Below are 14,427 nucleotides of genomic sequence, written 5' to 3'. Positions count from 1 at the left end.
CCTACCCTTCGCTTTCTTTGTTGCCGTTGTCCTGTACCAAGCGCGCCTTGGCTTGCGCTTTGCGCCGACCCAGGTTTGCCTTAAGCGCCGCCTTGAGCCTGTCTTCGCGCGTGGCGCCGGTATTGGCCTTTTTTTGGGGTGTTTCTTTGTCTGCCATGACCCTTCTGTACAGGAGTGGAAAAAACCGTCCAGATGCCCTTGCACCCCGTTTCGTTTGAAGCTAATCACCCGCTCACGGCGCTGCTGTAGCTCAGAGGTAGAGCACTCCCTTGGTAAGGGAGAGGTCGAGAGTTCAATTCTCTCCAGCAGCACCATGGAATCCCATACAAATCAAATTCTTGCAGCGAGATAACAAGCTGCTGAGATTTATTTGCGCGGACCAATGCGGGAACAACCAGGCAGAATACTGCAGAGATCCGTGCAAAACCCGTCTAAATTTTCGATGGATGTTCGTAAGCGTTTCATCTGGCTTCAGATTTCACCTCTAAACTCACCCAGCCCGCTAATGGTATGAAAGACCTACAGTTTTTTGGTTGGAGGCAAATGCGCAAGATTCCGAAGTCTGGAGGTTCACGATCCGACAAACTCCTTATGACAGAAATATTTGGCCGGAAGGGCTAAAACGCGAGGTTTTGAGGCGCATTCAGAAGGAGTGGCAGCGGCTTGGCTTCTGAAATTGGAGCTCATCATTGAACCTCCCCCACTGAAGAGGTCCGCCCCTACCTGTCACAGACGCCGTAGGATAATTCCGTCCGGGGTAAGCGGAGGCACGTCCTTCACACGATTTGTGCACAAAGCCTTTAGCCTTTGAAAATTTGGTTAGGCGAAATTTCTCGTCCGGCTAAGGGAAACCCCCAATGGCGGGATGTGAACGAAAGGTTTACCAATATTGTTATGGACACCGACAACACCCCCCTCATGTTGGTCACTCCTACCTTTGAGGGATCGGTCAATTTTGGGCCGGTCCCTCAACCCTCACCTTGCAATGCCATCGAATTTTAGCGTGTGATGTTCAGCCGCCCTTGAGGCGCTGCATCAGGTAGACTTCGCTGTCGGGGCTGACCGGTTCGGTCAATCCACTTGCGATGATGCGCCCGTCCACAGCCACAGATACACCGGCCTCGATCGGGCCTTGCAGCTGTGGATAAGCTTTGACGAGGGCCGACAGGACCTCGCCGACGGTGGAGGCCTCGACCTCCACCATCTGTTTGCCGCCGGTCAGGCTACGCAAACCGGACCAGAGGTTGACCTCAACCATCCGCTTTGAGCGCCGCCAGAATGCGCGGCGGCGACATTGGTAGCTCGTGCATCCGCACACCTGCGGCCCGTGATACCGCGTTGGCAATGGCCGCCAAGGGAGGCACGATGCCGGTCTCGCCTACACCGCGCACACCGTAGGGGTGGCCGGGGTTAGGAACCTCGACGATCACTGTGTCGATCATCGGCAGGTCCGAAGCGACGGGAATGCGATAGTCAAGGAACACGGCGTTCTGCAGACGCCCATCTTCGCCATAGATGTATTCCTCGTTCAGCGCCCAACCGATGCCTTGTGCGGCACCGCCTTGGAACTGACCTTCGACATAGGCCGGGTGAACCGCTTTGCCGGCGTCCTGAATGACGGTGTAACGCGGGATGGATGTCTTGCCGGTTTCCGGGTCAACCTGCGCGTCCACGATGTGCACGCCAAACGACACCCCTGCCCCTTCGGGCGTGGCCTCGAAGTGGCCTGAGATCGGACCACCGGTTGCGCCCATGTCTGCAGTGATGTCGGCCATCGCCAGCGGCTCAAAGTCACCCGCGTTGGGACCAGAAGGAACAGCGCAGCCGTCTTCCCATTTCACCGCATCCTCGGGGATGCCCCATTTGGCCGCCGCGCGTTTGCACATCTCGGCAATCGCGGCTTGGGCCGCTTTGATGGTGGCAAGACCGGATGCATAGGTCACACGCGAACCGTGGCTTACGTCGTTGTAGCCCAATGTCGCGGTGTCGGCGATGGTTACACGGATATTCTCGTAAGGAATGCCCAGCGTTTCCGACGCCATCAGCGCCATGGACGCCCGGCTGCCGCCGATGTCGGGTGTACCGACCGAGACCTGAACGGTGCCATCCTCACTCAGCGCCAGCGACACGGATGTCTCGCCACCGTGGTTGAACCAGAAGCCGCAGGAAATCCCGCGTCCCTGTCCCTGCTCCAGTGGGGCCGAGTAATGCGGGTGATCCCGCGCTGCTTCCAGACATTCGACCAGGCCGATGTCGTCAAAGCGCGGACCATAACTGGCCTTGGTGCCTTTTTTCGAGGCGTTCTTCAGGCGCACCTCGACCGGATCCAGACCCAGTTGCTGACACAGCAGATCAATGACCGATTCTACCGCAAAGGCCGCCATGGGCGAACCCGGTGCACGGTATGCGGCCTGTTTCGGACGGTTGGCGATGACGTCGTAGCCAACCTGCCGGACGTTCTCGAGCGCGTAAGGCGCAAAGGCGCACATGGCGGTGAATTCCATCGGTGCACCGGGGAACGCGCCGCCTTGCAGGCGGAACACCCCTTCGGCAGCAGTGATGGTGCCGTCCTTTTTCATGCCGATCTTGACGTCCATCGAAGTCGACGAGGTCGGGCCAGTGGCGCGTAGCACCTCGGAGCGGCTCATCACCAGTTTCACTGGGCGGTTGGCTTTGCGCGACAGGGCCAGCGCAACCGGTTCAATGAAAACAGTCGTCTTGCCACCAAAACCGCCACCAATTTCAGACGCGGTCACGCGCAACTGCGAAGTTTCGATGCCCAAGAGCGCCGCACAGTGTTTCTGCGCGTACCAGTGCCCTTGCGTGGTGCACCACAACTCTCCCTTGCCATCAGCGCCAAGCGAAGCCAGACAGGCGTGCGGTTCGATATAGCCTTGGTGGGTCGCTTCGGTCTTGAAGCTGTCCTCGATCACGAGATCAGCCTCGGCAAAGCCTGCCGCAACATCACCGTGACCGCTCTCGTGATAGCGCACGACGTTCGGGTGCATCCCCTCGGGAACCGAGCCATCAGCGGTGCCGTCACGGATCACCGGAGCATCGGCGGCCATCGCCTTGTCCACGTCGGTGACGTGAGGCAGCACCTCATATTCGATCTCGATCAGCTTGGCTGCATCGCGGGCGTCCAAAGCTGACGTGGCCGCAACAGCGGCAACTGCGTGGCCGTCATAAAGCGCGGTGTCGCCCGCCATGACGTTTTCCTGCACGTTCCAGAACTCGCCAGTCAGACCAGTTGCGAAATCAGCGCGTGTGACCACGGCTTTGACGCCTTTCATGGCCTCGGCCTTGGACGTGTCGATTTTCACGATCCGGGCATGGGCATGGGGCGAACGCACGATGGCGCCAAAGAGCATTCCCGGTGCCACGGCATCGGCGCCGAATTTGGCGCGGCCCGTGACCTTGTCGAGCCCATCAGGGCGGTCGGGGCGTGTGCCCACAAAGGTGAAGTCGGATTTACGATCGTCCAGAGCCATTACGATGCCTCCCGCATTTCAGTGGCCGCATCCATCACGGCGCGAATGATCTTGTCATAGCCAGTGCAGCGGCACAGGTTGCCTGCCAGCCAATAACGGACCTCGGTCTCGGTCGGGTCCGGGTTCTTTTCCAGCAGCGATTTCGCTGCCACCAGGATACCCGGTGTGCAGATCCCGCACTGCAGGGCCGCATGTTCAATGAACTTGCGCTGCAACGGGTGCAGCGTGTCGCCATCCGCGATGCCTTCGACCGTGGCGATTTCCTTACCTTCGGCCTCGGCTCCAAGAACAAGGCAAGAGCACACAAGACGACCGTCGATGGTCACCGAACAGGCGCCGCAATCGCCGGTGCCGCAGCCTTCTTTTGCGCCGGTCAGGTTCAGGCGGTCGCGCAGCACGTCCAGAAGTGTCTCGCGCGGATCGCACAGGAACTCTGTCTCGTCGCCGTTCACAGATGTTGTGACATGGATCTTGCTCATGCGTGATCTCCTTTCACGGTCTCGCCCTTGGCACGGGCATAGGCGATTTTCGCCGCACGTTTGGCCAGCACGCTTAGCCACGTCTGTGCGGAACTCGACTGTCCCGCGTTTGTCAGTGATCGGATTACAGGCAGCCGAAGCCGCAGCAGCCAAGGCATCCAGAGCCGCGTCATCCAGTGTCGAGCCGTTGATGGCATCTGCGCATTCTTGCACCAGCAGAACAGTCGGCGCTACGGCGCCCAGAGAGACACGCGCCTCGGTCACGGTGTCGCCGTCAAGACGCAAGGAAACGGCCACGCCGACAACCGCGATGTCCATTTCGGTCCGCGGGATAAAGCGTAGATAGGCGTCGCCTGCGTTCTCACCACGAGCGGGAATATTCACGGCCGAAACCACTTCGCCTTTCGCAAGTGATGTGCGACCGGGACCGGTTGGGATGTCCCCAACCGCGACTTCACGGCTGCCATCCGCGCCAGTGACCGTCACGGTCACACCCGCGGCGACCATGGCCGGAACGCTATCAGCTGCAGGCGAACCGTTGCACAAGTTACCGGTCAACGTGGCGCGGCCCTGCACTTGGGTCGAGCCCACAAGATCCATCGCTTCGACAACGCCGGGCCAATCGTTCGACAGGCTGGCGTGCTCAGTCATTTCAGCGCCGGTGACGGCGACACCAAGTGTCCAGCTGCCGTCGTCGTTTTGGGTGATGTCGCTGACACCGTCGATCTTCTTGATGTCGATCAGCGTGTCTGGGGTGACGATGTCCGCGCGCAGCTGCACCAGGACATCCGTCCCGCCCGCAAGAAACCGCGTCACGCCATCCGCATTTGCGGCCAGTGCCGAAGCTTCGGCAAAACTGGCAGGGCTGTGATAGTTCATGTTTACCTCGCACCTGTTGGTCAGGAATTGACTGGGTGGTTTGAGGCGACGTTAGAACAGCAAATCAGGCAGGTCCATGGCCAGTAGCGACACTTTGATCAAACTCTGTATGTCGCATTCGAACATTACCTTCTGAGCCTTGGAAAATTTCCAAGCTCACTGTGTGCAAAAAAGAATGCTCAAATCACAGATCGCCGCGCAGATGCCAAAGCTCTGGGAACAGTTCAACCTCCAACATACGGCGCAGATATTGCACCCCGCTGGTCCCACCTGTGCCCCGCTTGAACCCGATCACACGTTCAACAGTTGTGACGTGGTTGAAGCGCCAGCGGCGAAAATAATCCTCAAGGTCCACCAATTTTTCTGCCAGTTCATAGAGATCCCAATAGGTCTTTGGATCCTCATAAACCATGGTCCAGGCCCTTTGGACTTCAGGGTCCGATGTATGCGGAGCATCAAGGCAATAAGCTTCGGACGAAAAAGCAACGCCAGTTTTGGCCGACAACGCATCCAGCGCCACATGATAGAGTGATTTGCGCGCCAATTCACCCGCCAGTATCTGATGCGATTCAGGGCGATGCTCGTGCACTTTCATCATTGCCGGATTGCGGTTGCCCAGAGAGAACTCGATCAACCGATACTGATGCGACTGAAAACCCGACGAGTTGCCAAGTGCCTCGCGAAACGTGGTGTAGTCGCTGGGGGTCATGGTGCGCAGCACATCCCAGGCGGAATTCAACTGATCAAAAATCCGCGCCACCCGTGACAGCATCTTGAATGCCGGGCGGAAATCGTCGCCCTTTAGCAGTTCACGCGCAGCAGCGATTTCGTGCAGCACAAGGCGCATCCACAGCTCGGATGTCTGATGCTGGATGATGAACAACAGCTCGTCGTGAGCATCGGAATGCAGCTCATGCGTGGCCAACAGCTGATCCATGTGCAGATAGTCACCATAGCTCATGTCTTTGGCATAAGACATCTTTGCGCCGTCCTGGCTGGGGTCATAGGCCTGTGTCATGGCATCAATCCTTGAGCAGTTCTGTTAGAAGTGGGGAACCCGGTCGGCCAATGGCCTCGACCACCGAAAAATGGTCCTGATCGGGTTCAAAGACGTTTGGTACTTGCCAGTTCTCCGACAGGATGCGGGTCTGGCGTACCAGTTCGGGACGCTCCTGCGCGCCCACCCAGGCGGTCACATCCAGTCCGGCGCGTTTTGGTGCCAAGGCCGGGCTTTGCGCCTCGGCCTCAGATGCGTCCAGCTGCAGGGAGTTGTTCATCTTGGTCCACAGCAGCGGGCGCAAATCGTGAATGCCGCTGACCGAGATCACCCGGTCAAGACGATCGGGCAAAGGTCCATCGGCACAGGCCATGCGTGCCACCAGATGCCCGCCAGCCGAATGGCCGATCAAGCGCACTGGACCATCAACCATGCCCGCAGCCTCAGATGTCGCCGCCGCGATTTCAGCGACCATCTGTGACAACCGCGCTTCGGGTGCCAACGTATAGCTGGGGACCGCCAAGGCCCAACCTTGCGACACGGGACCAGCGGCGAAATGGGACCAATAACTTTTGTCCAGCATCTGCCAATAGCCGCCATGAACAAAGACGATCAGACCTTTCGCTGCGCCTTCGGGCCGAAACAGATCAAACCGGTTGCGAGCGCTATCGCCGTAAGGCAGGTCAAACGCACCCCCTTTGGCGCGATATACCTCTGCCTGCGCCGCCCATTCGGCGGCCAACCTATCTGACCCCGCAACATAGCCGGAATTGTCAAAGGCATCATCCCAGTCGATCATGCGATCCTCCCTGTCTTAAGATCAGCCTATTCCTGAGACATGGTTATTTCAAGCTTAAAGGTTTATGCTTGAAATAATTAGCAGCCGGGGTATCGTACTACCCAACAACATTGTCTGCGGGAGGGAATCGATGCGCGTTGCATGCATAGGGGGCGGACCAGCCGGGCTCTACTTCGCGATCTCGATGAAGTTACGCGATCCCGCCCACGAGATCACGGTGATCGAACGCAACAAGGGAGATGATACCTTTGGCTGGGGCGTGGTTCTCAGCGATGACGCGCTGGAGAACCTGACCACAAATGACCCCAAAAGCGCCGAGGCGATCCGTGCCAGTTTTGCCTATTGGGATGATATTGCCGTGGTGCATGACGGCGTGCGTACGGTGTCGGGCGGCCACGGCTTTGCCGGGATCGGACGCAAAAAGATGCTGCTTTTGCTACAAGACCGCGCGCGTGAACTGGGCGTTGATCTGCAGTATGAGACCGAAGCGCGGCCGGTTGCCGAATACCAGGCCGAGTATGATCTGGTGGTTGCTTGTGACGGGCTGAATTCCCGCGTGCGAAGCGATCTGGCGGACCATTTCAAACCGGATGTCGACACCCGCGAATGCAAGTTCATCTGGCTTGGCACGCACCAGAAATTCGACGACGCCTTCACCTTTATCTTTGAGAAAACCGAACATGGCTGGGTCTGGGTCCACGCTTACCAATTCGACGATGAAACCGCGACGGTGATCGTCGAATGCAGCCAAGAGACATGGGACGCCTTCGGGTTCGAGAACATGTCGAAAGAGGAGAGCGTCGCCACCTGCGAACGCATTTTTGCCGATCATTTGGATGGGCATGCATTGATGTCGAACGCTACCCACCTGCGCGGCTCGGCGGTCTGGATCAACTTCCCCCGTGTGTTGTGCGAAAAGTGGCACCACGAGAATGTGGTTCTGATGGGTGATGCCGCAGCGACGGCGCATTTCTCGATCGGCTCGGGCTCGCGTCTTGCTTTTGACAGCGCCATTTCGCTGGCCACCTTCCTGCATTCGGAAGCGACGCTGGAACAGGCTTTCGTCCGCTATCAGGACGAGCGTCGGTTGGACGTGCTGCGCCTGCAATCAGCAGCGCGCAACTCTTTGGAATGGTTCGAGCAGGTGGAACGCTATCTGGACATGGACCCGGTGCAGTTCAACTATTCCCTGCTCACCCGCTCGCAGCGCATTAGCCATGAGAACCTGCGCCTGCGGGATGCAGATTGGCTTAAGTCGGCAGAGGGCTGGTTTCAGACCCGCACTGGCGGCATGGCCGACCCAGTGCGCGCTCCGATGTTTGCCCCCTACCGCCTGCGCGAGATGGAACTTCAAAACCGCATCGTCGTCTCGCCCATGGCGCAATACAAGGCCGAAGATGGCACCCCAACCGACTGGCATCTGGTGCACTACGGCGAACGCGCCAAGGGTGGGGCCGGGCTGGTCTATACCGAAATGACTTGTGTTTCGGCCGAAGGGCGGATCACGCCGGGCTGTCCCGGCCTGTATGCGCCAGAGCATGAGACTGCTTGGACGCGACTGACAAATTATGTGCACGATCACACCCCAGCCAAGATCTGCTGTCAGATCGGGCATTCAGGCCGCAAGGGTTCAACCCAACTGGGTTGGGAGAAGATGGACGCCCCTCTGACCAGCGGCAATTGGGAGGTCATGTCGGCCTCTGCCCTGCCCTGGTCTGATGACAACGCCACGCCCCACGAAATGACGCGCGACGACATGGACCACGTGCGGGATCAGTTCGTCGCCGCGGCTCAGATGGCCGACCGCGCCGGGTTCGACATGATCGAACTGCACGCGGCGCACGGCTACCTGATCTCGTCCTTCATCTCGCCCGCGTCGAACGTCCGCACTGACGACTACGGCGGGTCGCTCGAAAACCGCATGCGCTATCCGTTGGAGGTGTTTGCCGCCATGCGCGCCGTCTGGCCCGAAGTCAAACCGATGTCAGTGCGCATCTCGGCCAACGATTGGGTGGGTGAGGCTGGTGTGACGCCAGAAGAGGCTGTCGAAATCGCACGCATGTTCCGCGCGGCAGGTGCCGACATCATCGACGTCTCAGCCGGACAGACCACCACCGACGCAAAACCCGTCTATGGCCGTATGTTTCAGACGCCCTTTTCGGACCGCATCCGCAATGAGGTCGGGATTGCCACCATGGCCGTTGGCAACATTTATGAGGCCGACCATGCGAACTCGATCCTGATGGCGGGCCGTGCCGACCTGATCTGCGTGGGCCGTCCACATCTGGCCGATCCCTATTGGACCCTGCACGAGGCCGCGCGCATTGGCGATCGCCATGCGGACTGGCCCCTGCCCTATCTCGCGGGGCGCGATCAGGCCTGGCGATTGGCCGACCGTGAAGCCGAAGCGGAGATCCGTGCGTGAGTGTCGATGGCAAACATGTCGTCGTAACCGGCGGCGGCACCGGCGTCGGCGCTGAGATCGCGCAAGCGATGGCTCATGCCGGGACCAAGGTCACAATCCTGGGCCGCCGCGAGGGGCCACTTCGCGAGGTTGCCAAGCAACACAAGTTCATCGGCTGGATCACCTGTGACGTGACAGACGCAGAGGCCATGCGCGCCGCATTTACCCAAGCGCGCGGATTGAACGGGCCGGTTGAGGTGGCCGTCGCCAACGCAGGTGCCGCCGACAGCGTGCCCTTTGCCAAGATGAGCCCCGATCAACTGACGACCATGCTGCAAGTCAACCTGACCGGTGTGTTCAACACCTGGCAGGCGGCCTTACCCGACATGCAAACCAACGGCTGGGGTCGCATGATCGCCGTCGCCTCAACCGCCGGTCTCAAAGGCTATCCTTATGTCTCGGGCTATGTCGCGGCCAAACACGGGGTTGTCGGCCTGACCCGTGCTTTGGCACTGGAACTTGCGAAACACGGGATCACGGTCAACGCCATCTGCCCGGGTTTCATCGAAACCCCCTTGCTGGACCGCTCGATCCAGAACATCGTGGACAAGACCGGGATGACCGCCGAGCAAGCCGCCAAGTCGCTGTATAAATCCAACCCACAGCAACGGTTCATCCAAACCGATGAGGTTGCGGGCACCGCGCTCTGGCTTTGCTCTGATGCCGCGCGCTCGGTCAACGGCCACACCCTGACCCTTAGCGGAGGTGAAGTATGACATCCCCCGATCCCGAAATGACGCCCGAACCCGACAGCAAGGCCCGCCTGCGGCTGTGGCTGAAACTGCTCAAGGTGACCCGCGCGGTCGAGGCTGATCTGCGTGAGGCCTTGCGGGTCGAATTCGCCTCGACCCTGCCCCGGTTTGACGTGATGTCGGCGCTGAGCCGCCACGCCGAAGGCCTGAAGATGAGCGAGTTGTCGGGGCTGCTCAAAGTGTCCAACGGCAATGTCACCGGCATCGTCGAGCGGCTGGTCGAGGACGGGATCGCCCTGCGCGAGGCCGTACCGGGCGACCGCCGCGCCAGCCGTGTGCGCCTGACCCGCAAAGGTGCGGAGGAGTTCGCGCGGCAGGCGTCAGAACACGAACATTGGGTGAATGAACTGCTGGGTGCGTTGGAGGCCGATGAGGCCACTGCCATGACCGAGCAGCTAGACCGGATTATCAGGGAGGAGGCGCAATGAACGCCGATACGACGCATTTCAACTGCTCCATCACGGACGGCATTGCCACGGTCTCGCTGGACCGGCCCGACCGCAAGAACCCGTTGACATTCGACAGCTACGCCGAGCTGCGCGACTGGTTCCGCGATCTGCATTATGACGACGATGTTAAGGCTGTGGTCTTCGCCTCAAACGGCGGTAACTTCAGCTCGGGCGGGGATGTACATGACATCATCGGGCCGCTGACGAAGATGAACATGAAAGAACTGCTGCGATTCACCCGCATGACCGGCGATCTGGTCAAGGCGATGGTGAACTGCGGCAAGCCGATCATTGCGGCCATCGACGGGATCTGCGTGGGGGCTGGCGCGATCATCGCCATGGCATCCGATCTGCGGATCGCCACGCCCGAGGCGAAGGTGGCGTTCCTGTTCACCCGCGTCGGGTTGGCGGGTTGCGACATGGGCGCCTGCGCCATCCTGCCCCGGATCATCGGTCAGGGCCGCACCGCGGACCTGCTTTACACCGGCCGGTCAATGTCGGCGGACGAAGGCGCGGCCTGGGGCTTTCACAACAAGGTGGTTCCTGCCGCAGAGCTGGATGGTGCCGCTTTGAAACTGGCCGAACAGATCGCGGCCGGTCCAAACTTTGGTCACATGATCACCAAGACGATGCTGGCGCAGGAATGGTCGATGTCGATCGAACAGGCCATCGAGGCCGAAGCGCAGGCACAAGCGATCTGCATGCAAACCGGGGACTTCGAGCGTGCTTATAGGGCGTTTGTCGCGAAAGAACGCCCCGTGTTTGAGGGGATTGAGCCGATGGGTTTGCGCATGTGGTTCGGTTTGGATGCCTCCGGCGGGAGTACTTGTAAAAAGATGAAGATGAGGGTCTGTCATGGCTGATCGGAGCTTTTTGCAGTGGCCGTTTTTTGAGGAGCGTCATCGGGAATTGGCTGAGGCTCTGGATGTTTGGTGTGCGGATTATTTGTCTGTGGATCACGCCGACATTGATGCAGCCTGTCGCAAGCTGGTGGCGGATTTGGGCGCGGCGGGGTGGTTGCAGCCGACAGCGGGTGAAGTGCTGGACGTGCGCACGCTCGCGTTAATCCGCGAGACTTTGGCCCGCCATGATGGGTTGGCGGATTTTTCCTTTGCAATGCAAGGGTTGGGAACCGGGGCGATCTCGCTCTTTGGCACCCCGGCGCAGCAGGAGGAATGGTTGCCGCTGACGCGCGCGGGCAAGGCGATTTCGGCTTTTGCTTTGACCGAACCGCAATCGGGGTCGGATGTTGCAAATTCCACCATGACCGCGACGCAGGATGGCGACGACTATGTTCTGAACGGCGAGAAGACCTGGATCTCGAACGGGGGATTGCGGATGTCTACACGCTGTTTGCCCGCACCGGAGAGGGACCGGGGGCCAAGGGCTTGAGCGCCTTTGTGGTGCCTGCGGGCTTGCCCGGATTCGAAGTGGTGGAACGCTTGCAAGTGATCGCGCCGCACCCTCTTGCAACCTTGCGGTTCAATGATGTCCGCGTGCCGAAATCAGCCCTGCTTGGCGCGCCAGGACAGGGGTTCAAGGTGGCGATGGCCACGTTGGACGTGTTCCGCACCACTGTGGCGGCCGCCGCACTTGGCTTTGCCCGGCGCGCGTTGGACGAGGCTTTGGCGCGGGTCAATGAACGGCAAGTGCAAGGCGCGCCTTTGTTCGAGTTGCAGATGGTACAGGGACACATCGCCGACATGGCGTTGGATGTGGATGCAGCGGCCTTGCTTGTTTACCGCGCCGCCTGGACCAAGGATTCAGGGGCCGCGCGCGTCAGCCGCGAGGCGGCGATGGCCAAACTGTTCTCCACCGATCAGGCGCAGCAAGTCATCGACAAGGCAGTGCAGCTGCACGGCGGCGACGGCGTCAAACACGGGCAAAAGGTCGAAGAACTGTACCGTGATATCCGCGCCCTGCGCATCTACGAGGGCGCGTCGGACGTCCAACGCGTGGTGATCGCGCGCCAAACGATGGGAGCGTTTCTGGGAGGGAACTGATCATGCTGGGACCAACAGCCCATAGCGATACATTTGCTCGGGACAATCTGCCCGCGCCGGACATGTGGCCCGAGTTTCATCTGGATGGGTTCGACTATCCCGACCACATGAACGTTGGCGTTGAACTGACCGATGCCATGGTGAACAAGGGCTTTGGCGATCACACGGCCCTGATCGGCAACGGACGGCGGCGCACCTACAAGGAGCTGTCGGATTGGACCAATCGCTTGGCCCATGTGCTGGTCGAGGATTTGGGTGTGAAGCCCGGCAACCGGGTGCTGATCCGCTCGGCCAACAATCCGGCCATGGTCGCCTGTTGGCTGGCCGCCACAAAGGCGGGCGCCGTGGTGGTAAACACCATGCCCATGCTGCGCGCCGGCGAACTGGCGGCGATTGTCGACAAGGCCGAGATTTCCCACGCGCTGTGTGACACCCGCCTGATGGAGGATCTGGTGACTTGTGCCAAGGGGTCCCAGTTCCTGAAATCGGTGGTGGGGTTTGATGGCACGTCGAACCATGATGCCGAATTGGACCGGCTTGCCTTGGAAAAATCGGTGCGTTTTGATGCCGTAGATACGGGCCGCGATGATGTCGCCCTACTGGGGTTCACATCAGGCACCACGGGTGATCCAAAGGCGACGATGCATTTCCACCGCGATCTGATGATTATCGCCGACGGCTATGCCAAAGAGGTTCTGGGCGTAACCGAGGATGACGTGTTCATCGGCTCGCCCCCCTTGGCGTTCACTTTTGGCCTGGGCGGCTTGGCGGTCTTCCCCTTGCGGTTCGGTGCGGCGGCGACGTTGCTGGAACAGGCCAGTCCACCCAACATGGTAGAAATCATCGAGCAATACAAAGCCACTGTCTGTTTCACCGCCCCAACCGCCTATCGGTTCATGCTGCAAGCGATGGAGGAAGGCGCGGACCTGTCATCCCTGCGCGCCGCAGTCTCGGCCGGGGAAACGCTCCCTGCCCCGGTCTATGACGCCTGGATCGAGAAGACCGGCAAGCCGATGCTGGATGGGATCGGGGCGACGGAAATGCTGCATATTTTCATTTCGAACCGGTTTGACGATCACCGCCCCGCGTGCACCGGCAAACCCGTCAGTGGCTATGAGGTGCGCATTCTTGATGACGAGGGCAATCCCTTGCCCGCGGGTGAGGTTGGCAAGCTCGCCGTACGCGGCCCCACTGGCTGCCGATATCTGGCCGACGACCGGCAGGCCGTTTATGTCCAAGACGGCTGGAACGTCACCGGCGACAGCTTTGTGATGGATGACGACGGGTATCTGCACTTTGCCGCGCGCAGCGACGACATGATCGTCTCGTCCGGCTACAACATCGCAGGACCCGAGGTCGAGGCGGCACTGCTGTCCCACCCGGCAGTCAGTGAATGCGGCGTGATCGCAGCACCCGACGAGGCGCGCGGTCACATCGTCGAGGCGCATATCGTGCTGGCCGAGGGGGAAACGGGCGATGCGCTGATGGTCAAGACGCTGCAGGATCACGTCAAAGCCACCATCGCCCCCTACAAATACCCGCGCAGTGTGAAGTTCATCGACGCCCTGCCCAAAACACAAACCGGCAAGATCCAGCGCTTTCGCCTGCGCTCGGATTTGCACTAGACGGAGGGGCACCAATGGCCCATCAAATCATCCAACCCGAAGGCTGGGCACCGGCCAAAGGCTATGCCAATGGCGTGCTGTCCAAGGACGGGCACCTTTTCGTCGGGGGGCAGATCGGCTGGAACGCGGATCAGATCTTTGAAACCCATGACTTCATCGGGCAGATGGAGCAGACCCTGCGCAACATCATGGACGTGGTCGAGGCCGCAGGCGGGCGCGCCGAGCACCTCACCCGTTTGACATGGTACGTGACGGACAAAAAGAATACCTTGCACGCCAGGCCGAGATCGGCGCGGTCTACCGCAAAGTGGTGGGGCGGCATTTTCCGGCTATGGCGATGGTTGTCGTCTCTGGGCTGGTGGAGGATGACGCCTTACTGGAAATCGAGGCGACCGCCATAATCGACTGACTGCCAAGAACATACTGAAACTAAACGTAGACTCGCACGATATGGTTGTTACTTTGAGGCCCTAAGTGATTCAACCCAAG

The 14,427-nt window shown here is 60.0% G+C and carries 11 protein-coding genes, 1 tRNA gene and 3 pseudogenes; 8 read left to right on the top strand and 7 right to left on the bottom strand.

Annotated elements, in window-relative coordinates; genetic code table 11:
• Position 1 precedes the first annotated feature (1 nt).
• On the bottom strand, positions 2-157 hold the full coding sequence (locus ACZ1HE_RS06305) for a hypothetical protein (RefSeq protein WP_472620020.1): 156 nt from the start codon (positions 155-157) through the stop codon (positions 2-4).
• A gap of 82 nt (positions 158-239) precedes the next feature.
• Here ACZ1HE_RS06305 and ACZ1HE_RS06300 point away from each other — a divergent pair.
• A tRNA-Thr gene (locus ACZ1HE_RS06300) sits at positions 240-314 on the top strand.
• 698 nt (positions 315-1,012) lie between these two features.
• On the opposite strand, the gene ACZ1HE_RS06295 is transcribed toward ACZ1HE_RS06300, so the two are convergent.
• From ACZ1HE_RS06295 to ACZ1HE_RS06270, 6 genes and pseudogenes are all read right to left on the bottom strand, one after another.
• Positions 1,013-1,258 carry a MoaD/ThiS family protein gene (locus ACZ1HE_RS06295; RefSeq protein WP_472620019.1) on the bottom strand — a complete coding sequence of 82 codons (246 nt, stop codon included), beginning with the start codon at positions 1,256-1,258 and terminating at the stop codon, positions 1,013-1,015.
• The gene (locus ACZ1HE_RS06290; RefSeq protein ID WP_472620018.1) at positions 1,251-3,491 is read right to left on the bottom strand and encodes a xanthine dehydrogenase family protein molybdopterin-binding subunit; all 2,241 of its coding nucleotides are present in this window, start codon (positions 3,489-3,491) and stop codon (positions 1,251-1,253) included. The genes ACZ1HE_RS06295 and ACZ1HE_RS06290 overlap by 8 nt, the downstream gene beginning before the upstream one ends.
• Positions 3,491-3,970, bottom strand: coding sequence for a (2Fe-2S)-binding protein (locus ACZ1HE_RS06285; protein WP_472620017.1), 480 nt, complete (start codon positions 3,968-3,970; stop codon positions 3,491-3,493). The genes ACZ1HE_RS06290 and ACZ1HE_RS06285 overlap by 1 nt, the downstream gene beginning before the upstream one ends.
• Positions 3,967-4,849, bottom strand: a pseudogene (locus ACZ1HE_RS06280) (FAD binding domain-containing protein). The gene ACZ1HE_RS06285 and the pseudogene ACZ1HE_RS06280 overlap by 4 nt, the downstream one beginning before the upstream one ends.
• A 184-nt stretch (positions 4,850-5,033) precedes the next feature.
• Positions 5,034-5,867: a tryptophan 2,3-dioxygenase gene (locus ACZ1HE_RS06275; protein ID WP_472620016.1), complete on the bottom strand. Its 834-nt coding sequence runs from the start codon at positions 5,865-5,867 to the stop codon at positions 5,034-5,036.
• 4 nt (positions 5,868-5,871) lie between these two features.
• The gene (locus ACZ1HE_RS06270; RefSeq protein WP_472620015.1) at positions 5,872-6,645 is read right to left on the bottom strand and encodes an alpha/beta hydrolase; all 774 of its coding nucleotides are present in this window, start codon (positions 6,643-6,645) and stop codon (positions 5,872-5,874) included.
• Between the two features lie 130 nt (positions 6,646-6,775).
• Between ACZ1HE_RS06270 and ACZ1HE_RS06265 the strand changes: the two genes are divergently transcribed.
• The 7 genes and pseudogenes from ACZ1HE_RS06265 (at position 6,776) to ACZ1HE_RS06235 (ending at position 14,347) form a co-directional block, all read left to right on the top strand.
• The gene (locus ACZ1HE_RS06265; protein ID WP_472620014.1) at positions 6,776-9,070 is read left to right on the top strand and encodes a bifunctional salicylyl-CoA 5-hydroxylase/oxidoreductase; all 2,295 of its coding nucleotides are present in this window, start codon (positions 6,776-6,778) and stop codon (positions 9,068-9,070) included.
• The gene (locus ACZ1HE_RS06260; RefSeq protein ID WP_472620013.1) at positions 9,067-9,825 is read left to right on the top strand and encodes an SDR family NAD(P)-dependent oxidoreductase; all 759 of its coding nucleotides are present in this window, start codon (positions 9,067-9,069) and stop codon (positions 9,823-9,825) included. Before ACZ1HE_RS06265 ends, ACZ1HE_RS06260 begins: the two co-directional genes overlap by 4 nt.
• Entirely contained in the window at positions 9,822-10,289 is a 468-nt protein-coding gene (locus ACZ1HE_RS06255) for a MarR family winged helix-turn-helix transcriptional regulator (RefSeq protein WP_472620012.1), read from the top strand. Before ACZ1HE_RS06260 ends, ACZ1HE_RS06255 begins: the two co-directional genes overlap by 4 nt.
• Positions 10,286-11,173 carry an enoyl-CoA hydratase family protein gene (locus ACZ1HE_RS06250; protein ID WP_472620011.1) on the top strand — a complete coding sequence of 296 codons (888 nt, stop codon included), beginning with the start codon at positions 10,286-10,288 and terminating at the stop codon, positions 11,171-11,173. The genes ACZ1HE_RS06255 and ACZ1HE_RS06250 overlap by 4 nt, the downstream gene beginning before the upstream one ends.
• Positions 11,166-12,313 (top strand): annotated as a pseudogene (locus ACZ1HE_RS06245) (acyl-CoA dehydrogenase family protein). The gene ACZ1HE_RS06250 and the pseudogene ACZ1HE_RS06245 overlap by 8 nt, the downstream one beginning before the upstream one ends.
• Positions 12,314-12,315: 2 nt before the next feature.
• Positions 12,316-13,938, top strand: coding sequence for an AMP-binding protein (locus tag ACZ1HE_RS06240; RefSeq protein ID WP_472620010.1), 1,623 nt, complete (start codon positions 12,316-12,318; stop codon positions 13,936-13,938).
• 14 nt (positions 13,939-13,952) lie between these two features.
• Positions 13,953-14,347: pseudogene (locus ACZ1HE_RS06235) on the top strand (RidA family protein).
• The last annotated feature ends 80 nt before the right edge of the window (positions 14,348-14,427 follow it).

It is taken from the genome of Falsiruegeria sp. JB4-1, assembly GCF_055693495.1.
The sequence above is the reverse complement of the archived record's forward strand: the minus strand, read 5'-3'. Positions and strand labels throughout refer to the sequence as shown.